General features: G+C 54.4%; 20 protein-coding genes and 4 tRNA genes. 22 read left to right on the plus strand and 2 right to left on the minus strand.

What is annotated here, in order from left to right; genetic code table 11:
• Nucleotides 1-266 precede the first annotated feature (266 nt).
• Nucleotides 267-944: a YiaD family glycine zipper/OmpA-like lipoprotein gene (locus NMUL_RS03955; RefSeq protein ID WP_011380106.1), complete on the plus strand. Its 678-nt coding sequence runs from the start codon at nucleotides 267-269 to the stop codon at nucleotides 942-944.
• Nucleotides 945-1,106: 162 nt separating this feature from the next.
• Here NMUL_RS03955 and NMUL_RS03960 read toward each other — a convergent pair whose 3' ends face one another.
• Nucleotides 1,107-1,583 carry a YbaN family protein gene (locus tag NMUL_RS03960; RefSeq protein ID WP_011380107.1) on the minus strand — a complete coding sequence of 159 codons (477 nt, stop codon included), beginning with the start codon at nucleotides 1,581-1,583 and terminating at the stop codon, nucleotides 1,107-1,109.
• A 164-nt stretch (nucleotides 1,584-1,747) separates the two neighbouring features.
• Here NMUL_RS03960 and NMUL_RS03965 point away from each other — a divergent pair, with 164 nt between their 5' ends.
• The 16 genes from NMUL_RS03965 to NMUL_RS04035 all read left to right on the plus strand — a co-directional run bounded on the left by NMUL_RS03965 (nucleotide 1,748) and on the right by NMUL_RS04035 (nucleotide 18,030).
• Entirely contained in the window at nucleotides 1,748-2,209 is a 462-nt protein-coding gene (locus tag NMUL_RS03965; protein WP_011380108.1) for an FKBP-type peptidyl-prolyl cis-trans isomerase, read from the plus strand.
• A gap of 170 nt (nucleotides 2,210-2,379) precedes the next feature.
• Nucleotides 2,380-2,464: transfer RNA gene (locus tag NMUL_RS03970), tRNA-Tyr, on the plus strand.
• A gap of 54 nt (nucleotides 2,465-2,518) precedes the next feature.
• Nucleotides 2,519-2,662 (plus strand): hypothetical protein, encoded by a 144-nt coding sequence (locus NMUL_RS15910; RefSeq protein WP_167535553.1) that lies wholly within the window; start codon nucleotides 2,519-2,521, stop codon nucleotides 2,660-2,662.
• A tRNA-Gly gene (locus NMUL_RS03975) sits at nucleotides 2,642-2,715 on the plus strand. Before NMUL_RS15910 ends, NMUL_RS03975 begins: the two co-directional genes overlap by 21 nt.
• Nucleotides 2,716-2,803: 88 nt before the next feature.
• Nucleotides 2,804-2,878: transfer RNA gene (locus NMUL_RS03980), tRNA-Thr, on the plus strand.
• A gap of 46 nt (nucleotides 2,879-2,924) precedes the next feature.
• Nucleotides 2,925-4,115 (plus strand): elongation factor Tu, encoded by a 1,191-nt coding sequence (gene tuf, locus NMUL_RS03985; RefSeq protein ID WP_011380109.1) that lies wholly within the window; start codon nucleotides 2,925-2,927, stop codon nucleotides 4,113-4,115.
• 91 nt (nucleotides 4,116-4,206) lie between these two features.
• Nucleotides 4,207-4,282 (plus strand) — tRNA-Trp (locus tag NMUL_RS03990).
• Nucleotides 4,283-4,447: 165 nt separating this feature from the next.
• The gene (gene secE, locus NMUL_RS03995; RefSeq protein ID WP_011380110.1) at nucleotides 4,448-4,792 is read left to right on the plus strand and encodes a preprotein translocase subunit SecE; all 345 of its coding nucleotides are present in this window, start codon (nucleotides 4,448-4,450) and stop codon (nucleotides 4,790-4,792) included.
• Entirely contained in the window at nucleotides 4,792-5,325 is a 534-nt protein-coding gene (gene nusG / locus NMUL_RS04000) for a transcription termination/antitermination protein NusG (protein ID WP_011380111.1), read from the plus strand. Before secE ends, nusG begins: the two co-directional genes overlap by 1 nt.
• A gap of 98 nt (nucleotides 5,326-5,423) precedes the next feature.
• Nucleotides 5,424-5,855, plus strand: coding sequence for a 50S ribosomal protein L11 (gene rplK / locus NMUL_RS04005; RefSeq protein WP_011380112.1), 432 nt, complete (start codon nucleotides 5,424-5,426; stop codon nucleotides 5,853-5,855).
• A 1-nt stretch (nucleotide 5,856) separates the two neighbouring features.
• Nucleotides 5,857-6,549 carry a 50S ribosomal protein L1 gene (rplA, locus tag NMUL_RS04010; protein WP_011380113.1) on the plus strand — a complete coding sequence of 231 codons (693 nt, stop codon included), beginning with the start codon at nucleotides 5,857-5,859 and terminating at the stop codon, nucleotides 6,547-6,549.
• A 423-nt stretch (nucleotides 6,550-6,972) separates the two neighbouring features.
• Complete coding sequence (gene rplJ / locus NMUL_RS04015; protein WP_011380114.1) at nucleotides 6,973-7,497, plus strand: 50S ribosomal protein L10; 525 nt, start codon at nucleotides 6,973-6,975, stop codon at nucleotides 7,495-7,497.
• 78 nt (nucleotides 7,498-7,575) lie between these two features.
• On the plus strand, nucleotides 7,576-7,956 hold the full coding sequence (gene rplL, locus NMUL_RS04020) for a 50S ribosomal protein L7/L12 (RefSeq protein WP_011380115.1): 381 nt from the start codon (nucleotides 7,576-7,578) through the stop codon (nucleotides 7,954-7,956).
• Between the two features lie 167 nt (nucleotides 7,957-8,123).
• A complete protein-coding gene (rpoB, locus tag NMUL_RS04025; RefSeq protein WP_011380116.1) occupies nucleotides 8,124-12,197 on the plus strand; it encodes a DNA-directed RNA polymerase subunit beta in 4,074 nt (1,357 codons plus the stop codon).
• Between the two features lie 107 nt (nucleotides 12,198-12,304).
• Entirely contained in the window at nucleotides 12,305-16,531 is a 4,227-nt protein-coding gene (gene rpoC / locus NMUL_RS04030; protein ID WP_011380117.1) for a DNA-directed RNA polymerase subunit beta', read from the plus strand.
• Nucleotides 16,532-16,620: 89 nt separating this feature from the next.
• Complete coding sequence (locus NMUL_RS04035) at nucleotides 16,621-18,030, plus strand: aspartate aminotransferase family protein (RefSeq protein ID WP_011380118.1); 1,410 nt, start codon at nucleotides 16,621-16,623, stop codon at nucleotides 18,028-18,030.
• Here the strand turns inward: NMUL_RS04035 and NMUL_RS15595 are convergent.
• Nucleotides 17,985-18,368, minus strand: coding sequence for a hypothetical protein (locus tag NMUL_RS15595; RefSeq protein WP_143034442.1), 384 nt, complete (start codon nucleotides 18,366-18,368; stop codon nucleotides 17,985-17,987). The two genes, NMUL_RS04035 and NMUL_RS15595, sit on opposite strands and share 46 nt — an antisense overlap.
• A gap of 117 nt (nucleotides 18,369-18,485) precedes the next feature.
• Here NMUL_RS15595 and rpsL point away from each other — a divergent pair, with 117 nt between their 5' ends.
• The 5 genes from rpsL to rpsJ all read left to right on the plus strand — a co-directional run bounded on the left by rpsL (nucleotide 18,486) and on the right by rpsJ (nucleotide 23,247).
• Nucleotides 18,486-18,863: a 30S ribosomal protein S12 gene (gene rpsL, locus NMUL_RS04040; RefSeq protein ID WP_011380119.1), complete on the plus strand. Its 378-nt coding sequence runs from the start codon at nucleotides 18,486-18,488 to the stop codon at nucleotides 18,861-18,863.
• Nucleotides 18,864-18,949: 86 nt separating this feature from the next.
• Complete coding sequence (gene rpsG, locus NMUL_RS04045) at nucleotides 18,950-19,420, plus strand: 30S ribosomal protein S7 (RefSeq protein ID WP_011380120.1); 471 nt, start codon at nucleotides 18,950-18,952, stop codon at nucleotides 19,418-19,420.
• 130 nt (nucleotides 19,421-19,550) lie between these two features.
• Nucleotides 19,551-21,641, plus strand: coding sequence for an elongation factor G (gene fusA, locus NMUL_RS04050; RefSeq protein WP_011380121.1), 2,091 nt, complete (start codon nucleotides 19,551-19,553; stop codon nucleotides 21,639-21,641).
• Between the two features lie 23 nt (nucleotides 21,642-21,664).
• Nucleotides 21,665-22,855 (plus strand): elongation factor Tu, encoded by a 1,191-nt coding sequence (tuf, locus tag NMUL_RS04055; protein ID WP_011380109.1) that lies wholly within the window; start codon nucleotides 21,665-21,667, stop codon nucleotides 22,853-22,855.
• Between the two features lie 83 nt (nucleotides 22,856-22,938).
• Nucleotides 22,939-23,247 (plus strand): 30S ribosomal protein S10, encoded by a 309-nt coding sequence (rpsJ, locus tag NMUL_RS04060; RefSeq protein WP_011380122.1) that lies wholly within the window; start codon nucleotides 22,939-22,941, stop codon nucleotides 23,245-23,247.
• The last annotated feature ends 24 nt before the right edge of the window (nucleotides 23,248-23,271 follow it).

Genomic DNA, 23,271 nt, shown 5'->3' on the forward strand with positions numbered 1-23,271 from the left:
GGCAAAATTTTACGGCCTGGAACCGCGACGAAGAAAATTACTTTCGCCCTCCACAAGAAACAAATCCTATCGGCATAGGCTCAGCCAGGCCAGATTGCCGGCAAATGGGTAATGCCTCAAGATTCAACTGCCTCTGCCGTTGAATCTGCTTGTAACTCTAACTCTGCCAAGGTCTAAGGAATCAGCCAAGGTCTAAGGAACCACTTAAGAGCGCTATCAGGAGTTCTCAAGCAATAATTCCCTAATCCCCCAAAACAGGAGAAGTCATGCGGAAGCAATTATCGGTTATTTCAATAACGACGGTTTTGGCATTGGGTGGCTGCGCCAGTTCACCCGAAACCCAGAGTACCAGAACAAGAGACACTGCCATAGGCGCCGGCATTGGCGCAGGTACGGGCGCACTGATTGGAGCAATTGCAGGCAAGGGGAAAGGCGCGGCAATCGGTGCAGCGGCTGGGGCTGGCCTCGGCGCCATCGCCGGAAACGTGTGGTCCCGGAGAATGGAAGAGCAGAAACGCGAAATGGAGCAGGCCACAGCAGGAACAGGGGTGGAAGTTGTGAAAACCTCTGATAATCGCCTGCGGCTGGATATCCCCAGCGATATCTCGTTTGATACCGGTCGCGCCGACATCAGGCCGAATTTCAGGCCTGTCCTGGACAGCTTTGCCACCAGCCTGAACAATAATCCCATTACAGAGGTGACTATTATCGGTCATACGGACAGCTCGGGCAGTGATGCCGTCAACAACCCCTTGTCCTTGAACCGGGCAGCCAGCACGCGGGACTATCTGGCGAGCCGCGGGGTTTCTCCAAACCGCGTAAGGATCGAAGGCCGCGGTTCGCGCGAGCCTATTGTCGCCAATGACACGCCTCAGAACAGGGCAAGGAATCGCCGGGTTGAAATCTATGTCGCTGAACCGAAAGAAGCTTCCCAGCAATACTAGGGGAGGCGATAAACCTTTTACAGGTACGCGTCCTCTCGAGGGGGATGTGTACCGCCTGGGGAGTTTATGCCTGAAACCAAGTGTGTTTCCCCCGCATGGGTAGAACAGTTGTAGCAAGTATGTAATTGCGTCTTGCCAGCCGGCAGCAGTACCTCATGCTCGTCATGCATCAGTATCCGGTTCTCTAACCGGAATTCGCCAGATGAAGACTATCAGGATTACACCCAGTAGAACGAGCATCCCTTGATGCCAGACAGAGGGCACCACCAGGATGGAACTCCCCAGCGACAGCACCAGCAACAGATATACCCATCGCTTGACTTTGCGCGGGATGCTGCGATGCTCCATCCATTCGCGGATAATGGGACCGGTGATGCGATTGGTCAGGAGCTTGTCGTGGAAGTGCTTGGAACTGCGGGCAAAACAGGCGGCTGCCAGCAGCACAAATGGGGTTGTCGGGAGTACTGGCAGCACGATCCCCACTACGCCGAGTATCAGGGCGACAAATCCTGCGGCGAGATAGAGGGACCGCACAAAACGCGAGTCATGCAGGCGGGCGGATGATCCTTCCGGCTCCCGGGAACATGTCTCTTTGCTGGTAAATATCTCTTCGACCTTTTCATTTAAGCGATCCTGCATGAACTCTCCTTCATACGCTTCACGCTTCGACTAAATGAGTACATGCGCAATGAGCAAGGAATCCCTGAACGAAGCCTTCATGATGCTACAGCCGCCCCGTGGGTTGACGGTATAATAAGAGGCAATAAGTATGAAAGGTTTTCATTTCAATTTTCGAGGTCCTCATGTCCAGGATAAATACACTGATCAGTTTGGGAATATTCATGCTGGGCGCTTTGCTGTTGCCCCAACCCGCCATTTCGGAAACGGGACAGACCCTGTCTGCCGTGACCCAGCCCATCAAGCAGGATACCAAAATAGGAAGCGGTGAAGAAGCGGCGGTTGGCAAGATGGTTGAAGTGCACTATACCGGCTGGCTTTACGATGCGAGCGCTCCCGACAAAAAGGGCGGGAAGTTCGACAGCTCGCGTGACCGTGGCATGCCCTTCTCGTTCCTTGTCGGCGCGGGACGAGTGATCAAAGGTTGGGACCGGGGCGTGATCGGGATGAAGGTGGGAGGCCAGCGCACATTGATCATTCCGCCCCAACTGGCCTACGGGTCGGAAGGGCGGGGAACTATCCCGCCAAACGCTACCCTGATTTTCGAGGTAGAGCTTTTGGGAGTGCGCCAGGGTTCGACACACTGATTGATATCACCCGATTTTCGCGCCGCCGCTACCTCGCCGAGAAAAGCGGGATTTTACCCAGATCAACTCATTGGTTTCCCCCTGTGCGGATAATACCTGTACCGGATTAAAAACGCTGAAATCCACGTTGACTTATCCGCGTAAAACATTCACAATTAACGGTTTCGTTTGGAGGGGTTCCCGAGCGGTCAAAGGGATCAGACTGTAAATCTGACGGCTCTGCCTTCGAAGGTTCGAATCCTTCCCCCTCCACCAGATCAGCAGCTGATAATGCGGGCGTTGTAGATTTCTGCGTCTTGAACGCTTTGCGTGGCGAGTTTGGTTCTGGTGAATGGGAGCGCAGGTAGTGCGTTGGTTGTGCGGTTCGATGATTTTTTCTTCGAAGAGCTGTTGAATGCTTCGCTGGATTTACTGGTCCTGATCGTGCCCGATGCGGGTGTAGCTCAATGGTAGAGCAGAAGCCTTCCAAGCTTACGACGAGGGTTCGATTCCCTTCACCCGCTCCAGATTCGAAGCGGAGAAATGAGCGTTAACTAAAAACATTAAAAAATTGGCAAAATTGTTGCGGGGTATTGTTTAGGCAAGGACGTGCTTGCCCATGTAGCTCAGTGGCAGAGCACTCCCTTGGTAAGGGAGAGGTCGCCAGTTCAATCCTGGCCATGGGCTCCATAGGCGTCAATTACAGAACTCAAAAAAATGCTTTAAAAGGGACATCATGGCAAAGAGCAAATTTGAGCGGACGAAGCCGCACATCAACGTAGGGACGATAGGTCACGTGGACCATGGGAAGACCACGTTGACGGCGGCGATCACGATGGTATTGGCGAAGAAGTTTGGTGGGGAAGCGAAGAGTTACGCACAGATAGACTCGGCGCCTGAAGAGAAGGCGCGGGGCATCACGATCAATACCTCGCACGTGGAGTACGAGACGGAGAAGCGGCATTACGCGCACGTTGACTGTCCTGGTCACGCGGACTATGTGAAGAACATGATCACGGGTGCGGCGCAGATGGACGGTGCGATTCTGGTGGTTTCGGCGGCGGATGGACCGATGCCGCAGACGCGGGAGCACATTCTTCTGGCGCGGCAGGTAGGGGTTCCCTACATTATTGTCTACATGAACAAGGCGGACATGGTGGACGATGCGGAACTTCTGGAGCTGGTGGAAATGGAAGTGCGGGAGCTGTTGTCCAAATACAACTTTCCGGGAGATGACACCCCGATAGTGATCGGTTCTGCACTGAAGGCGCTGGAAGGCGATCAGAGCGACATAGGGGAGCCCTCCATCTACAAGCTTGCGGCGGCGCTGGACAGCTACATTCCGGAGCCCCAGCGGGCGGTGGACGGGGCATTTCTGATGCCGGTCGAAGACGTTTTTTCCATATCGGGTCGTGGCACGGTGGTGACGGGTCGGGTTGAGCGTGGCGTGATCAAGGTGGGGGAAGACATCGAGATCGTGGGATTGAAGCCCACCACCAAGACGGTGTGCACGGGTGTGGAGATGTTTCGCAAGCTTCTGGACCAGGGGCAGGCGGGAGACAACGTGGGCGTATTGCTGCGGGGCACCAAGCGCGAGGAAGTGGAGCGTGGCCAGGTGCTGGCCAAGCCCGGGACCATCACTCCTCATACCAAGTTCACAGCCGAGATTTACGTTCTGAGCAAGGAAGAGGGCGGGCGTCATACTCCCTTTTTCCAGGGGTACCGGCCGCAGTTTTACTTCCGCACGACGGATGTGACGGGTGCAATCGAGTTGCCTGCGGGCACGGAGATGGTGATGCCCGGGGACAATGTGTCGGTGACGGTAAACCTGATTGCGCCGATTGCGATGGAAGAAGGTCTGCGTTTTGCGATTCGTGAAGGCGGCAGGACCGTGGGCGCAGGCGTCGTGGCAAAAATTATCGAATAGCGTCTTGCCCGGGGTCGACTCCAGCGTTGAAGAGCCTTGCATTCGTATGTGTTTAGGTGAGTTCTTCATTTTTTACCTTTGTTCAAAGTACAGGCCAGTAGCTCAATTGGCAGAGCGTCGGTCTCCAAAACCGAAGGTTGGGGGTTCGATGCCCTCCTGGCCTGCCATCAGGGAATGTCATTTCAAAATCGTCAATAACTGCATGTTTCCAGGGGAAGCAGGGCCTCGTAATACGTTGTTATTTCGGGTCGTGCAGTGAGGTTGCGCATGAATTTTGCTCGCGCCCCGCTTCGTCTGCTGGCAGGCATTAAAAGGCAGAGTGGGATAGGTTAGTGGATAAGATCAAGTTGGGATTCGCGCTTCTGCTGCTGATTGCGGGTATTGCCGGATTCTATTACCTGCGCGAGAGCGCAATGGTAATTCGCGTCATTTCAGTTCTCGGAGGCCTCGTTCTTGCGACCGTGGTGGTGTCGTTCACCGCTCAGGGCAAGCAGTTTTACGCGTTCAGCAGGGAGTCGTGGGAAGAGACCAAGAAGGTGGTATGGCCGAACCGGAAGGAGACGGTGCAGACGACGGGTATCGTTTTTGCCTTCGTTCTGGTAATGGCCATGTTCCTGTGGATGATAGACGCGGGCCTGCTGCTGGCGGTGAAATATCTCATGGGGCAGGAAGGGTAATGGAAAAGAAGTGGTATGTGGTTCATGCCTACTCCGGTTTCGAGAAGAGCGTGCAGCGCGCGCTGAAGGAGCGAATCAGTCGCGCTGGAATGCTGGATAAGTTCGGACAGATACTCGTTCCTGTGGAAGAAGTCATTGAGATGAAAGCAGGACAGAAAAATCTCAGCGAACGGAAGTTTTTCCCGGGCTACGTGCTGGTCGAGATGGAGATGACCGACGAAACATGGCACCTGGTCAAAAACACGCCGAAGGTGACGGGCTTCATTGGCGGTACGGCCATGAATCCTACGCCTATCAGCGAGAAGGAAGTGCAGAACATTCTCCATCAAATTCAGGAAGGGGTGGAAAAACCCAAGCCCAAGATTCTTTTCGAAACGGGCGAGGCGGTGCGTGTCAAGGAAGGACCATTTACGGATTTTCACGGCAACGTGGAAGACGTCAATTACGACAAAAGCAAGCTGCGGGTTTCAGTGTCCATTTTTGGACGTCCCACACCTGTAGAGCTGGATTTCAGTCAGGTCGAGAAAGCTTAGTGTAAAGGTTTCCGGAAGTGCCGGAAGGCCGGTCGCATATCGCATATTGTTAACCGGGGAGGGCCTCGAGGGCTCGTTTGAACCCGATAGGAGAGCAGATGGCAAAGAAAATAGTCGGCTATATCAAATTGCAGGTGCCGGCGGGGAAGGCAAACCCCAGCCCGCCAATAGGCCCTGCCCTGGGGCAGCGAGGACTCAATATCATGGAGTTCTGCAAGGCATTCAATGCGGCAACGCAGAAAATGGAAGTCGGCCTGCCGGTTCCGGTCGTCATAACCGCTTATGCCGACAAGAGCTTCACCTTTACCATGAAGACCACGCCCGCCACCGTGCTGATAAAGAAGGCAGCGGGAGTGGGCAAGGGAAGCGCGAAACCCCATACGGATAAGATAGGACGATTGACACGGAAGCAGATGGAAGAAATCGCACAGATAAAAATGCCGGATCTGACTGCCGCGGACATGGACGCGGCAGTCCGTACCATTGCGGGTAGTGCTCGCAGCATGGGTATAGAAGTGGAGGGCGCATAACATGGCGCGCCTTTCCAAACGCCTCAAGGCGATCTCGGAAAAAGTGGATCGCACGAAATATTACCCGTTGCAGGATGCGCTCAATCTGGTCAGGGAAACAGCGATCGCGAAATTCGACGAATCCATCGATGTGGCGGTCAATCTTGGGATAGACGCAAAAAAATCTGACCAGGCAGTGCGTGGGTCCGTGGTGTTGCCTGCGGGTACGGGAAAGACCGTGCGGGTGGCCGTATTTGCGCAGGGTGACAAGGCCCGGGAAGCGGCGGCAGCGGGGGCCGATATTGTTGGCTTTGAAGATCTCGCCGAGCAGATCAAGGCGGGCAATATCGAATTCGATGTGGCTATCGCCAGTCCCGATGCAATGCGTGTTGTAGGACAACTGGGACAGATACTCGGTCCGCGTGGCTTGATGCCCAATCCCAAGGTGGGAACGGTAACGCCGGATGTGGCCGGTGCGGTAAAAAACGCGAAAGCCGGTCAAGTGCAGTATCGTGCCGATAAAGGAGGCATCGTCCAATGCACCATCGGACGCGCCTCGTTCACGGTGGATGCCCTGACCCAAAACATGATGGCGCTGATCGATGCGCTCAATAAATCCAAGCCTGCCGCATCCAAGGGCATCTATCTAAGGAAGATATCAGTCTCGAGCACAATGGGAATAGGTGTGCGCGTGGATCAGACAAGCATGCGATAGGTGCGTGTACTGGATTCCCGTTTTAAGTATTGTAAGACTTTGGGCCGTCGGGAGGGCGCAGGGCGCTTTTCCGGCGGGTTATCAAAGACCGCTGGGGTATTGGCATGGCAGGCGAAGTGGATTCGCCAATTTATTGCTCAGTTTGTTGTTGAGTGAGCCATTGTCCGAGACTTAATCTGCATGGTGAAGGGTCTATACCCGGTTTTCTGTGCCGGGTTGCATTTCCCATATTTCCCCGGCTACCCAGCGCAGATGGCGTGCCCAGAAACAGGAAAAGATTCCACTCCTGATTTAAGGTCGCCGGTTTCGCGGTGTGAGATCAGGTATGAAGGAGGGGGTCAGAATCCCGGGTCAACCCGAGGTTAAGCCTCCCAAGCCAGCATACCACACTTATTGCCGCATTTTAACTGATGGAGAAGTACCTTGAGTCTAAATTTAGATGAGAAAAAAGCGGTGGTCGCTGAAGTCAGCGCGCAGGTAGCCAAAGCGCAGGCCATCATCATCGCGGAGTACCGCGGACTTGGGGTCGGCCACATGACGCAGCTGCGGGCGAAGGCGCGGCAGTCGGGGATATATTTCCGGGTGCTTAAAAATTCGCTGGCCCGCAGAGCGGTTTCGGACACCCCGTTTTCCGGATTGTCCGAGCATATGGTCGGGCCTCTCGCTTATGGCATCGGTAGCGATCCGGTTGCGGCTGCGAAGGTGCTGCACGAGTTTTCGAAGGGTAACGACAAACTCGTGATCAAGGCTGGCGCCATGGCGAATCATGTCATTTCCAGCAGTGAGATTGCCAGTCTGGCCTCTCTGCCAAGCCGCGAGGAGCTTCTTGCCAAGCTGCTGGGCACGATGCAGGCGCCCGTGGCCAATTTTGTGCGGACCTTGAATGAAGTTCCCGCGCGTTTTGTTCGTGGCCTCGCCGCTGTTCGCGACCAGAAAGAAAGCGCTTGATCCGGGACCCAATCACTTTGGGTCACTTTGGGATCGTTACACCATCATAGTTATTGGATTAATTATCAGGAGAAAATCATGGCTATAGCCAAAGCAGAAATTTTGGATGCGATTGCAAATATGACTGTGCTGGAGCTTTCCCAGCTCATCAAGGAAATGGAAGAGAAGTTTGGTGTTTCCGCTGCCGCTGCCGCGGTTGTGGCAGCAGCGCCTGCAGCAGGCGCCGCTGCAGCCCCCGCAGAGGAACAAACTGAATTTACCGTGATGCTGACTGCGGTGGGTGAAAGCAAGGTAAATGTGATCAAGGTGGTGCGTGCCGTTACCGGTCTTGGCTTGAAAGAAGCAAAAGATCTGGTGGACGGAGCCCCCAAGCCAGTGAAGGAAGGTATTGCCAAAGCGGATGCGGAAGCCATCCAGAAGCAGCTTGCTGAAGCCGGCGCTACTGCTGAAATCAAATAAAAGAAAAACAGTAAGAAAAGCCGGCGGCATTACCCATGCCGCCGGTTCTGGCGTTTTTTGAATTTTGATGGCGTGTTTTGTGCGGCAGAACACCAAGCGCGCTGGCCAAAACAAGTACCCTGTTCTCTATTTTCTGTCAATCCATCTTCTGATCTTCCGGAGATTCCATGAGTTATTCGTTTACCGAGAAAAAACGTATTCGTAAAAGTTTCGCCAAGCGTGCAAGCGTCTTGCCGATTCCCTTTCTTCTCGCTACGCAAATCGAATCTTACGCTGCTTTCCTGCAAGCCAACCTCGAACCTGACCAACGCGCTCCGGAGGGGTTGCAAGCCGCCTTCCTGTCGATCTTTCCGATCGAGAGTCATTCCAGGAATGCACGCCTCGATTTTGTCAATTACGTACTCGGTGCGCCTCCTTTCGATGTGAAGGAGTGTCAACAACGCGGCCTTACCTATGCTTCTCCCCTGCGGGCGAAGGTGCGCTTGACCATTATGGATAAGGAGGCGTCCAAGCCGACTGTCAGGGAAGTGAAGGAGCAGGAGGTTTACATGGGCGAGATTCCGCTCATGACGAATACCGGCTCGTTTGTGATTAACGGCACCGAGCGCGTGATCGTGTCCCAGTTGCATCGTTCGCCCGGGGTATTTTTCGAGCATGACCGGGGTAAAACGCATTCATCCGGTAAATTGCTTTTTTCCGCACGTATCATTCCCTACCGCGGTTCCTGGCTTGATTTTGAGTTTGATCCCAAGGATTATCTCTATTTTCGGGTCGACAGGCGTCGCAAAATGCCTATTACCGTGCTGCTGAAGGCCATTGGATACACACCCGAGCAGATCCTGGAGAATTTCTTTTCTTTTGACTCTTTCCATATCTCGCGGAAAAGTATTCTTTTTGAACTGTTGCCGGAGCGTTTGCGGGGGGATACCGCGCGCTTCGATATCCTGTCGAAAAGCGGCAAGGTCATCGTCCAGAAGGACAAGCGCATTACTGTGAAGCATGTGCGCGAAATGCAGCAGGCCGGCATAGACAGGCTTGAGGTGCCGGAAGATTTCCTGTTGGGGCGGGTGTTGGGCCACAACGTAGTGGATAAGGAAACGGGAGAAATTCTCGCCCTTGCCAATGATGAAATTACGGAAACCTTGCTTGGCAAGCTGCGGGATGCCAATGTAGAAGAGATCCGTACGATTTATACCAATGATCTCGATCAGGGCGCATATATATCGCAAACGCTCAAGATAGACGAAACCGCAGATGAGATGGCCGCGCAGGTTGCTATTTACCGTATGATGCGCCCGGGTGAACCTCCTACCGAGGAGGCAGTCAAAGCGCTCTTCATCGGATTGTTCTATGCCCCCGAACGCTATGACCTCTCAGTGGTAGGGCGAATGAAATTCAACCGCCGGGTCGGTAAGACAGAGTTGGATGGCCCGACCACGCTATCCAACGAAGATATTATTGCAGTGATCAGAATTCTGGTGGAACTCCGTAACGGGCGTGGGGAGATTGATGATATCGATCACTTGGGTAACCGTCGGGTACGCTCCGTGGGTGAATTGGCAGAAAACCAGTTTCGCTCTGGCCTGGTGAGGGTCGAAAGAGCAGTAAAAGAGCGTCTGAGCCAAGCCGAATCAGAGAATCTGATGCCGCATGACCTGATCAATGCCAAGCCGGTATCCGCTGCGGTGCGTGAGTTCTTCGGTTCCAGTCAGTTATCGCAGTTCATGGACCAGACCAATCCGCTCTCTGAAATCACTCATAAACGTCGCGTGTCCGCGCTGGGGCCGGGTGGCCTCACGCGCGAGAGAGCGGGGTTTGAGGTACGTGACGTACACCCGACCCACTATGGGCGGGTATGTCCGATCGAAACGCCAGAAGGCCCCAACATTGGTTTGATCAACTCGCTGGCGTTATATGCCCAGACCAATGAATACGGTTTCATGGAAACGCCTTATCGCAAGGTAACAGACGGTCTGGTCACTGACGAGATTCATTTTCTTTCAGCCATTGAGGAGGGGCAGTATGTAATTGCCCAGGCAAACGCCGAACTGGATGGAGATGGCAGATTCACCAATGACATCGTTTCCTGCCGCCATAAGAACGAGTTTACTCTGGCGACCCCCGACCGGATTGAATACATGGACGTGGCGCCTGCCCAGATTGTCTCGGTGGCAGCCTCGCTGATTCCCTTCCTGGAGCATGATGACGCCAACCGGGCATTGATGGGTTCCAACATGCAGCGGCAGGCGGTGCCTTGTCTGCGCGCCGAGAAACCTCTGGTCGGAACGGGCATCGAGCGCGTCGTTGCCGTCGACTCCGGCACCGCGGTAAAGGCGGTGCGGGGCGGCGTGGTGGATTATGTTGACGCAAGCCGTATTGTGGTGCGGGTGCACGACATCGAGACGCGTGCGGGTGAAGTGGGCGTAGACATCTACAACCTCACAAAATATACGCGTTCAAACCAGAACACCAATATCAATCAGCGGCCACTGGTGAAGGTGGGTGATGTGATCGCGCGCGGGGACGTGGTGGCGGACGGCGCTTCCACCGACAAGGGGGAACTCGCGCTGGGACAGAACATGCTGGTCGCGTTTATGCCGTGGACCGGTTACAACTTCGAGGATTCCATTCTCATTTCCGAGCGTATCGTGGCGAATGACCGCTTTACCTCCATTCATATCGAAGAATTATCGGTGGTAAGCCGCGATACCAAGCTTGGAACCGAAGAAATTACCGGGGATATTTCAAACCTGTCGGAGGCGCAGCTAGGCCGTCTGGATGCTTCGGGCATCGTGCATATCGGCGCCGAGGTGGAAGCTGGTGATGTGCTGGTGGGCAAGGTGACGCCCAAGGGGGAAACCCAGCTTACGCCGGAAGAAAAACTGCTGCGTGCAATTTTTGGCGAGAAAGCTTCCGATGTGAAGGATACTTCCCTGCGAGTGCCATCCGGCATCTCCGGAACGGTGATCGATGTACAGGTCTTCACCCGGGAAGGCATTGAACGGGACAAGCGGGCGCAGCAAATCATTGACGATGAGCTGAAGCGGTATAAGAAAGATCTGGCCGATCAGATGCGGATCGTGGAGGCTGACGCATTTGTCCGGATCGAGCGCCTGCTCATCGGCAAGATTGCCACAGGCGGTCCCAAAAAGCTCGCCAAAGGTGCGACCCTCACCAAGGAATATCTGGAAAGCATTGACCCGCACCATTGGTTCGACATACGGCTGGCAGATGAAGGGGCGAGTGTACAGCTCGAACAGATTGAAGAGGGCTTGGCGCAAAAACGCAAGGCATTCGATGCAGCCTTCGAGGAAAAGAAAAAGAAGCTCACCCAAGGCGATGAGTTGCCTCCAGGCGTGCAGAAAATGGTCAAGGTATACGTCGCCGTGAAGCGTCGCCTTCAGCCGGGAGACAAAATGGCCGGCCGTCACGGCAATAAGGGGGTCATTTCGAAGATCGTGCCAGTGGAGGATATGCCTTATATGGCCGATGGCACTCCCGTGGATGTGGTGCTGAATCCGTTGGGCGTGCCGTCCCGCATGAACGTGGGGCAGATCCTGGAGACACATCTCGGCTGGGCGGCTAAAGGTCTGGGCCAGAAGATTGGTGATATGCTGCGTGCGGGCAAAGAGATCGTCGAGCTGCGAGCCTTTCTTGACAAGATATATAACACCAGTGGAAAACCGGAAGATATCGCCTCCTTGACCGACGGGGAGATCGCGGATCTGGCACAAAATCTCCAGGATGGAGTGCCCTTCGCCACACCGGTATTTGATGGCGCCACGGAGCAGGAAATCAAGGACATGCTTGAACTTGCCGGTTTACCGCGTTCAGGACAGGTGACCCTTCATGATGGCCGTACCGGGGAGGCCTTCGATCGTCCGGTTACCGTCGGTTACATGCATGTGCTGAAGCTGCACCACCTGGTGGACGACAAGATGCACGCCCGTTCAACCGGTCCTTACAGCCTGGTTACCCAGCAGCCGCTCGGAGGCAAAGCCCAGTTCGGGGGCCAGCGTTTCGGAGAAATGGAGGTGTGGGCGCTCGAAGCGTACGGATCCGCCTATACGCTGCAGGAAATGCTGACAGTCAAATCGGACGATGTGAACGGGCGCACGAAAGTATACGAGAGCATTGTGAAGGGCGACCACAAGATCGATGCAGGCATGCCGGAATCCTTCAACGTGCTGGTGAAGGAAATCCGGTCCCTGGCCATGGATATCGACCTGGAGCGGCATTAGCAGTTTTTGTTTGGGGGTACGAGAATCAGATACCTTTTTGCTGCTTTTGCCTTTGCTTTTTCACCGGATAATTTTTTGCATAGACCCCTGATCAACAGGAGTGACAAATGAAAGCACTGCTTGATTTATTCAAACAGGTTACCCAGAAAGAAGAGTTCGATTCTATCAAGATCGGGCTGGCTTCTCCCGAGAAAATACGTTCCTGGTCCTATGGTGAGGTGAAGAAGCCGGAAACCATCAATTATCGTACGTTCAAGCCCGAGCGAGACGGCTTGTTCTGCGCAAAAATCTTCGGTCCCGTAAAGGATTACGAGTGTCTTTGCGGGAAATACAAGCGTTTGAAGCATCGCGGCGTGATCTGCGAGAAATGCGGTGTCGAGGTCACGTTATCCAAAGTGCGGCGCGAACGCATGGGCCATATCGAACTGGCATCCCCGGTGGCGCACATCTGGTTCCTGAAATCATTGCCATCCCGATTGGGGATGGTGCTGGATATGACTTTGCGCGACATAGAGCGGGTGCTCTATTTCGAGGCGTATGTAGTAACGGATCCGGGACTGACGCCTCTCCAGCGATGCCAGTTGCTGACGGATGACGATTACAGGGCCAAAACCGAAGAATACGGGGATGATTTCCGCGCCAGCATGGGTGCGGAAGGTATTCGTGATCTATTGAATACCCTGAATATTCGTGTGGAAATCGATGATCTTCGCCGCGAAATGGGAACGACCGGCTCCGAAACGAAGATGAAGAAGATTTCCAAGCGTCTGAAAGTGTTGGAGGCATTCAGCAAATCCGGTATCAAACCGGAGTGGATGATCCTGGCCGTGCTGCCCGTACTGCCCCCCGAACTGCGCCCACTGGTGCCGCTGGATGGAGGACGTTTTGCAACTTCCGATCTCAACGATTTGTATCGCCGCGTCATCAACCGCAATAACCGGTTGAAACGCTTGCTCGAACTGAAGGCACCGGAAATTATTGTGCGCAACGAGAAGCGCATGCTGCAGGAAGCAGTGGATTCACTACTGGATAACGGCCGTCGTGGTAAAGCCATGACGGGCGCCAACAAACGCCCGTTGAAATCGCTTGCGGATATGATCAAGGGCAAGGGCGGGCGTTTTCGCCAGAACCTGCTTGGAAAACGCGTGGATTATTCCGGACGGTCGGTCATCGTGGTGGGACCGCAGCTCAAGCTGCACCAGTGCGGTTTACCCAAGAAAATGGCCCTGGAATTATTCAAACCCTTTATCTTCAACAAGCTGGAGATAATGGGTATCGCCAGCACCATAAAGGCTGCGAAACGTGAGGTCGAAAACGAAAGTCCGATCGTGTGGGACATTCTGGAAGATGTCATTCGCGAGCACCCTGTAATGCTGAACCGGGCGCCAACTCTGCACCGGCTGGGTATTCAGGCGTTTGAGCCGGTCCTGATAGAAGGCAAAGCTATCCAACTGCATCCGTTGGTATGCGCCGCATTCAATGCGGACTTTGACGGCGACCAGATGGCAGTCCATGTACCGCTTTCGCTGGAAGCGCAAATGGAGTGCCGCACGCTGATGATGTCGACCAACAACGTCTTGTCGCCCGCTAACGGCGAACCTATTATCGTGCCGTCACAGGACATCGTGCTGGGACTGTACTACACCACGCGCGAGAAGGTTAATGCGCGGGGCGAGGGTATGTATTTCGCCAATATCAGCGAAGTTTCCCGTGCCTACGAGAATCGCGTTATCGAGCTGAATGCCCGGATTTTCGTAAGGATCCGCGAATACGAGCTTGCGGACGGAGAGCGGCGCGAGAAGATCACGCGTTATGAAACCACGGTAGGACGCGCATTATTGTCGGAGATTCTCCCTGCCGGGCTGCCTTTCCCGCTGATCAACAAGGTACTCAAGAAAAAAGAAATCTCCAAGCTCATCAATGCAAGCTTCCGTCGTTGTGGCCTGCGCGAAACCGTGATTTTTGCCGATAAGCTGATGTATGCCGGTTTCAGCTATGCGACTCGGGCTGGGATTTCGATTTGCCTGGATGATATGCTTACCCCCGCGCAGAAGGATGCGATCATCAGTGCCTCCGAGAAGGAAGTGCAGGAGATCGAGCTTCAGTATACGTCCGGTCTTGTCACCCAGGGCGAACGTTACAACAAGGTCGTGGACATATGGGGCCGCGCAGGCGACCAGGTTGCCAAGGCGATGATGGATCAGCTCGGGGTCGAGCCGATCATCGATCCGGAAACCGGAACTGCTAAAACGGGCGAGTCAGGAAAACCCTTGATTCAGGAATCGTTCAATTCCATCTATATGATGGCGGATTCGGGGGCCCGCGGTTCTGCTGCCCAGATCCGTCAGTTGGCAGGTATGCGCGGGCTGATGGCCAAGCCGGATGGGTCAATCATCGAGACGCCCATCACGGCTAATTTCCGCGAGGGATTGAACGTTCTGCAGTACTTTATTTCCACTCACGGTGCGCGCAAGGGTCTGGCCGATACGGCGCTGAAGACGGCCAATTCAGGCTATCTTACCCGCCGGCTTGTCGATGTGACGCAGGATCTGGTTGTAACCCAGGAGGACTGTGGCACCAGCAACGGCGTGGTGATGAAGGCATTGGTCGAAGGTGGCGAAGTCATCGAAGCGTTGCGCGAGCGCATTCTCGGCCGTGTGGTGGCCAACGATATTATCAATCCCGAGCATCAGGCGGTGATTTATCCGGCAGGTATGCTGTTGGATGAAAATGCAGTGGATACCATCGAGATGCTGGGTATAGATGAAGTGAAGGTTCGCACTCCGCTTACCTGTGAAACCCGCTATGGTCTATGTGCCAAATGTTATGGACGCGATCTGGGGCGCGGTACGCCGGTCAATGTTGGCGAAGCGGTGGGAGTGATCGCTGCCCAGTCGATCGGGGAGCCGGGTACCCAATTGACCATGCGTACTTTCCATATCGGGGGGGCGGCTTCCCGAACTGCGGTCGCAAGCCAGGTCGAGAGCAAATCCAACGGTATCGTGCGGTATTCACCGACTATGCGCTATGTGACCAATGCACGTAACGAATTGATCGCGATTTCCCGCAGCGGCGAAGTCGTGATTCAGGATGATAACGGGCGTGAGCGGGAACGGCACAAGGCGCCGTACGGTGCGACCTTGCTGATTCGTGACGGAGAAGTCGTGAAAGCGGGACAGGTACTGGCGGCATGGGATCCGCATACGCGTCCAATCATCACTGAATACTCTGGCAAGGTCCGCTTCGAGAACGTGGAAGAAGGTGTGACGGTGGCCAAGCAGATAGATGAGGTTACCGGTTTGTCCACGCTGGTGGTGATCGATCCGAAGCGCCGGGGAGTGGTGCAAACGAAGGGATTGCGTCCGGTGGTGAAACTTCTGGATGAAGAGGGCAAGGAAGTGCGGCTGGCTGGCAGTAATTTGCCGGTTCACATCACCTTCCAGGTAGGCTCCATCATCACTGTTCGGGACGGGCAGCAGGTCAGCGTGGGTGAGGTTCTCGCGCGTATTCCACAGGAAAGCTCGAAAACGCGGGACATTACCGGTGGCTTGCCGCGCGTTGCGGAATTGTTTGAAGCGCGTTCCCCTAAGGATGCGGGCGTACTGGCAGAAGTTACCGGAATCGTATCCTTCGGCAAGGATACCAAGGGCAAGCAACGGCTGGTCATTACCGATCTGGATGGAGTGTCGCACGAATATCTGATTCCAAAGGACAAGCACGTGACTGCCCATGATGGGCAGGTGGTGAACAAAGGAGAAAGTATCGTCGACGGCCCTGCTGATCCACATGATATTCTCCGTCTGCTGGGGGTGGAAGCGCTGGCGCGCTATATCACTGACGAGGTGCAGGATGTGTATCGCCTGCAGGGCGTCAAGATCAACGACAAGCACATCGAGGTGATAGTGCGTCAGATGCTGCGCCGTGTGCAGATCGTGGATTCCGGCGATACGCGCTTCATTCCGGGCGAACAGGTTGAACGCGCCGAAATGCTTGCGGAAAACGAACAGGTTGAACTAGAGGGCAAGAGGCCGGCAACCTATGAATATATGCTGCTGGGGATCACCAAGGCTTCGCTGTCAACCGACTCGTTCATTTCGGCGGCATCGTTCCAGGAGACTACACGGGTGCTGACCGAAGCGGCTATCATGGGCAAGAAGGATGATCTGCGCGGGCTGAAAGAAAACGTTATTGTGGGACGCCTTATTCCCGCAGGTACGGGTTTGACCTTTCACAATACGCGCAAGAGGCAGCGCCTCATGCTGGATACCGGGGAAGCACCTCCTTTGAGTGAGGAAGAGACAGGAGAAATTAGAAACAGTGGATACGCTGTCTGAAAACAGGCGGGGAAAGGGAAGCTTGCGAGCCTCATCCTGCTCCCCGGCAATGTTGGCATTTAACCTCGGGTGTCTGACGGACTCGAATCATGCCCATCGATATTAATGCCATCATTGCCGAAACTCGCGGCAAAAACTTCGAGCTTTACGAAGAGCATATAAATCCGGTCTTCGTCAAAGTACTGCGGACACTTGGATTCAACCGGACCTGGGTGAGAGGGGAGGGGGCTTATCTGTGGGATGAGGCAGGCACGCGCTATCTCGATTTTCTGACCAACTGGGGTGTATTCAATTTCGGGCGGCGGCATCCTGCTATCCGGAATGCACTGCAGCAGGTAATGGATTCCGAGTTTCCCGGATGGGTCGGTTTTGATGCTCCACCGCTTGCCGCGGTACTGGCGCGCGAACTGGTAAAGCGAATGCCACCAGGGCTGGATACCGTTTACTTCAGTAATTCCGGGACGGAAGCAATCGAAGCAGCAATCAAATTTGCACGTGGGTATACAGGTCGGCCCTCTACCGCGCATCTCGCCAAGGCATTTCACGGCTTGACCATGGGATCCTTGTCACTGAATGGGGAAGCAAGTTTTCGCAGGGGTTTTGAGCCAATGCTTCCCGGCAGTTCAGAAGTGAAAATGGGTGATCTGGCCGGACTGGAAGCGCGTCTGGCAAAGGGCGATGTCGCGGCCTTCGTCTTTGAGCCGATACAGGGTAAGGGTGTCAATATCGCCAGCGACGAGTATCTGCTGAGTGCACAGGAGTTGTGCCGAAAATACGGCACCTTGATGGTTTGCGATGAAATTCAATGTGGTATGGGTCGCACTGGGCGTTTTCTGGCGAGTCAGTGGATTCCCGACTTCCGGCCAGACATCGTCTGTCTTTCCAAGGCGCTTTCCGGAGGCTATATTCCAGTCGGCGCGACGATTACCCGACGTGCCGTTTACGATAGTGTTTACGACAGTCTGCATCGTGCGATCGTTCACGCGTCCACTTTCGGGATGGGCAATATGGCGATGGCCGCAGCTTTGGCTTCACTCAGCGTTCTGGACGATGAGAAGCTCATGGATCGGGCCATTGTACTCGGGGAGCGCTTCAGGAAAGGAATCGAGGCGATGGTGCCGCGCTTTGAATTTCTCAAAGGGGTGCGGCAGCGCGGGCTCATGATTGCAATCGAGTTTGGTCAGCCGGAATCAATGTCGCTACGAGCCGCGTGGGCGATGGTCAACAAGATGGATGAAAACCTTTTTGCTCAGGCAATCGTTCTTCCGCTTCTTGACGATCATCACATTCTTACCCAGGTAGCAGGCCATGCTATGCCTATTGTCAAAATTCTGCCGCCGCTGAATATTGACGAGAGCGATGTCGACTGGTTCCTCGCAGCCCTGGAGGATGTCATGATAAAATTGCACAAGTTCCCGGGCCCCGCCTGGGAAGTTTTGAAGAAGCTCGGCAATCATGCGCTGACTGCCAAAAAGCGCGAGGCGCGGGCAACGGCATGAGACGCCTGAGCAGGAGCACGAATCGGACTGTTTTTATCGGGTTTCCTTGTGTTGAAGTCCTGAACGGGTTTGCTGTATTCCCACATTTGATTGAGGTTGCCCAGGAGTTCACCGCAGTGCAATCCCCACCTCCGCACAGGTTGATTTCGACTCCGCCTTGTAATCTGTTTTTGTTTCAAAGTCTCTGATGGTTGTCGAGCAGGATTTTCCCGCTTGCGCCATTCGCCCCCGGTAAAAGTCACACGGGCAATGTTCATCACGGCAGATTCCCGGGATGAATCCTCTTTGCTTGTTGAAAACAAAAAGGCTTTAGCTTGACAGGGCAAGATAAAGTCCATAGAATTCGCAGTTTTTTAGCCGCCGGCGGATCGACAGCGTGAGCGGCCGGATAGGAAAGTAAATTTATATTGGCAGCGGGACAGGTGAGTTGTCCTCCCGTTTTTCTGGAAAATAAAATGCCGACAATCAGTCAGTTAGTACGTAAGCCGCGCGCAGCGAAACCTTTGAAAAGCAAAGTTCCCGCATTGGGAAACAGCCCTCAAAAACGGGGAGTTTGCACACGGGTTTATACCACTACGCCCAAAAAACCGAATTCGGCTTTGCGCAAGGTGGCGCGCGTCCGCTTGACTAACGGCTTCGAGGTATCCAGTTATATCGGGGGAGAAGGGCACAATCTTCAGGAACACTCGGTAGTTTTGATTCGGGGCGGGCGTGTCAAGGATTTGCCGGGCGTGCGCTACCATACTGTCCGCGGCAGTCTGGATACTGCCGGAGTCAAGGATCGCAAGCAGGGACGATCGAAATACGGCGCCAAAAAGCCGAAGTCGGCTTAAAAGCAGTTTGAATTCCTGACACAACCAGACGATTGATCGAGATTGCCCCGATAACGTAAGCCGAATAATTACGCCAAGGTTAGAAAATGCCAAGACGGAGAGAAGTTCCAAAACGAGAAATTTTGCCGGACCCAAAGTACCATAATGCCGAAGTGGCGAAATTTGTCAATGTATTGATGACGCGAGGCAAGAAATCCGTGGCAGAACGGATTATTTACGGGGCCATGGATCAGATTCATAAGAAGACGGGCAAGGATCCGGTGGAAGTATTTACGCAGGCACTGTCCAATGTCCGTCCAATGGTGGAAGTAAAAAGCCGCCGCGTTGGCGGCGCCAACTATCAGGTTCCGGTGGAAGTCCGGTCCATTCGCCGTAACGCCCTCGCAATGAGGTGGTTACGTGATGCGGCGCGTAAAAGAGCTGAAAAATCCATGGGCGCCCGGTTGGCGGGTGAGCTGGCAGAAGCTGCCGAAGGCAGGGGTGGAGCGGTCAAGAAACGCGAGGAAGTTCATCGTATGGCCGAGGCAAACAAGGCATTTGCGCATTATCGATTCTGACGGCAACAATGGGGCAGGAAGACCTGTCATCATGACCTGGTTTGCCTGATTCGGATTGAAAAATCGCTGATTTTTAGCTGCCGGGAGCATCGTGCCACCGGCAGTTTTCCAATTTTAAGGCTAGAAAACTGTGGCAAGAAAGACACCTATCGAACGTTACCGAAATATCGGCGTCATGGCGCATATAGATGCCGGAAAAACTACGACCACTGAACGCATTCTGTTTTATACAGGCGTATCGCATAAGCTTGGTGAAGTGCATGACGGTGCGGCGACCATGGACTGGATGGAGCAGGAGCAGGAGCGCGGCATTACAATTACCTCTGCCGCCACCACATGTTTCTGGAAAGGGATGGATCATAATTACCCGGACCATCGCATCAATATCATCGATACGCCGGGCCACGTTGATTTCACCATCGAAGTGGAGAGGTCGTTGCGTGTTCTCGATGGCGCCTGCACTGTATTTTGTGCAGTAGGCGGCGTGCAGCCCCAGACCGAGACGGTATGGCGCCAGGCTAACAAATATAAGGTTCCCCGTCTTGCTTTTGTCAACAAGATGGATCGTGCCGGCGCCAATTTCATGCGTGTTTATGAGCAGATACAAAGTCGGCTCAAGGCGCATCCCGTGCCCATTCAGTTACCGATAGGGGCAGAGGACAAATTCGAGGGTGTTGTCGACCTGATCAAGATGAAGGCTATTCATTGGGACGATGCCAGTCAGGGGATGAGATTCGAGGAACGCGATATTCCCGCGAATATGGTTGAAGATGCCAAGTCCTGGCGCGAGAAGATGGTGGAGTCGGCTGCTGAGGCGAATGAAGAACTAATGAACAAATATCTGGAAGAAGGCGATTTGTCGCCTGCGGATATTAAGCAGGGCCTTCGCATTCGCACCCTTGCCAATGAAATCGTACCCATGCTCTGCGGATCTGCCTTCAAGAATAAGGGCGTGCAGGCAATGCTCGATGCCGTGCTTGATTATTTGCCATCCCCAGCCGACATCGAGGCAATTGACGGCGAGAAAGAGAGCGGCGAGCATGCTGAGCGCCATGCGAGTGACGAAGAACCGTTTGCTGGTCTTGCCTTCAAGATTGCCACTGATCCCTACGTGGGTCAGTTGATCTTTTTTCGCGTTTACTCGGGAGTCGTAACCTCCGGTGATACCGTTTATAACCCGATCAAAGGGCGCAAAGAGCGGATTGGAAGGCTGCTGCAGATGCACGCCAACCAGCGTGAAGAAATCAAAGAAGTCCGGGCGGGGGATATAGCCGCGGCAGTGGGCTTGAAGGAGGCGGTTACCGGGGACACGCTATGTGATCCTGCCGATGTGATCACCCTGGAGCGCATGGTATTTCCGGAGCCCGTGATTCACGTCGCGGTAGAACCGAAAACCAAGCTGGATCAGGAAAAAATGGGCATCGCATTGAATCGTCTCGCCCAGGAGGATCCTTCCTTCCGTGTCCGTACCGATGAGGAATCCGGTCAAACCATCATTTCCGGAATGGGCGAACTGCATCTGGAAATCATTGTGGATCGGATGAAACGCGAATTTGGCGTCGAAGCCAATGTGGGGGCTCCGCAGGTGGCCTATCGCGAAGCAATCCGGAAATCGGTGGATGTTGAAGGCAAATTCATCAAGCAGTCTGGCGGCCGGGGTCAGTATGGCCATGTCTGGATCAAGATGGAGCAGAACGAGGCCGGCAAGGGCTTCGAGTTTATTGATGCAATCAAGGGTGGAACGGTGCCCAGGGAATATATTCCTGCAGTGCAGAAAGGCCTTGAAGAAACGCTTCCGAACGGCGTGCTGGCGGGTTTTCCGGTGGTGGATGTCAAGGTCACCTTGTTCGACGGCTCCTACCATGACGTCGATTCGAATGAAAATGCGTTCAAGATGGCTGCTTCGATTGCATTCAAGGATGGAATGCGCAAAGCCAATCCGGTACTGCTGGAACCAATGATGTCTGTAGAGGTGGAAACGCCGGCGGACTTCATGGGGAATGTCGTAGGGGATCTGTCCTCCCGGCGAGGCATGATCCAGGGTATGGACGATCTGCCTGGCCTCAAGGTCGTGCGCGCAGAAGTGCCGCTGGCGGAAATGTTTGGTTATGCAACTTCGTTACGGTCCGCAACGCAGGGCCGGGCTACATATACGATGGAATTCAAGCATTACGCCGAAGCGCCGAAGAACGTGGCCGAAGCGATCATAAGCAAGAAATAATCGTCATCAAATAAAGGGACATCATGGCAAAGAGCAAATTTGAGCGGACGAAGCCGCACATCAACGTAGGGACGATAGGTCACGTGGACCATGGGAAGACCACGTTGACGGCGGCGATCACGATGGTATTGGCGAAGAAGTTTGGTGGGGAAGCGAAGAGTTACGCACAGATAGACTCGGCGCCTGAAGAGAAGGCGCGGGGCATCACGATCAATACCTCGCACGTGGAGTACGAGACGGAGAAGCGGCATTACGCGCACGTTGACTGTCCTGGTCACGCGGACTATGTGAAGAACATGATCACGGGTGCGGCGCAGATGGACGGTGCGATTCTGGTGGTTTCGGCGGCGGATGGACCGATGCCGCAGACGCGGGAGCACATTCTTCTGGCGCGGCAGGTAGGGGTTCCCTACATTATTGTCTACATGAACAAGGCGGACATGGTGGACGATGCGGAACTTCTGGAGCTGGTGGAAATGGAAGTGCGGGAGCTGTTGTCCAAATACAACTTTCCGGGAGATGACACCCCGATAGTGATCGGTTCTGCACTGAAGGCGCTGGAAGGCGATCAGAGCGACATAGGGGAGCCCTCCATCTACAAGCTTGCGGCGGCGCTGGACAGCTACATTCCGGAGCCCCAGCGGGCGGTGGACGGGGCATTTCTGATGCCGGTCGAAGACGTTTTTTCCATATCGGGTCGTGGCACGGTGGTGACGGGTCGGGTTGAGCGTGGCGTGATCAAGGTGGGGGAAGACATCGAGATCGTGGGATTGAAGCCCACCACCAAGACGGTGTGCACGGGTGTGGAGATGTTTCGCAAGCTTCTGGACCAGGGGCAGGCGGGAGACAACGTGGGCGTATTGCTGCGGGGCACCAAGCGCGAGGAAGTGGAGCGTGGCCAGGTGCTGGCCAAGCCCGGGACCATCACTCCTCATACCAAGTTCACAGCCGAGATTTACGTTCTGAGCAAGGAAGAGGGCGGGCGTCATACTCCCTTTTTCCAGGGGTACCGGCCGCAGTTTTACTTCCGCACGACGGATGTGACGGGTGCAATCGAGTTGCCTGCGGGCACGGAGATGGTGATGCCCGGGGACAATGTGTCGGTGACGGTAAACCTGATTGCGCCGATTGCGATGGAAGAAGGTCTGCGTTTTGCGATTCGTGAAGGCGGCAGGACCGTGGGCGCAGGCGTCGTGGCAAAAATTATCGAATAGCAACAGGATCAAGGACCGGATTTAAGATTTACGCAACGCGTGGTCGGCAATTCGGAATCCGAGTCCTCACCTGAGGTTGGATTATGCAAAGTCAGAAAATACGTATTCGTTTGAAAGCGTTCGATTACCGGTTGATAGACAAATCGGCGCTGGAGATCGTGGAAACCGCAAAACGCACCGGCGCCGTCGTCAAGGGTCCGGTGCCTCTGCCAACGCGCATCGAGCGTTTTGATGTGCTTCGTTCGCCTCATGTCAACAAGACTTCACGTGATCAATTCGAAATCCGGACTCATTTGCGGCTGATGGATATCATGGACCCAACCGATAAAACGGTGGATGCGCTAATGAAGCTGGATTTGCCTGCCGGAGTGGACGTCGAGATAAAGTTGTAGTTTTCCAACGCAACTCCGAGTATG

Source organism: Nitrosospira multiformis ATCC 25196, from assembly GCF_000196355.1.
GTDB lineage: Bacteria > Pseudomonadota > Gammaproteobacteria > Burkholderiales > Nitrosomonadaceae > Nitrosospira > Nitrosospira multiformis.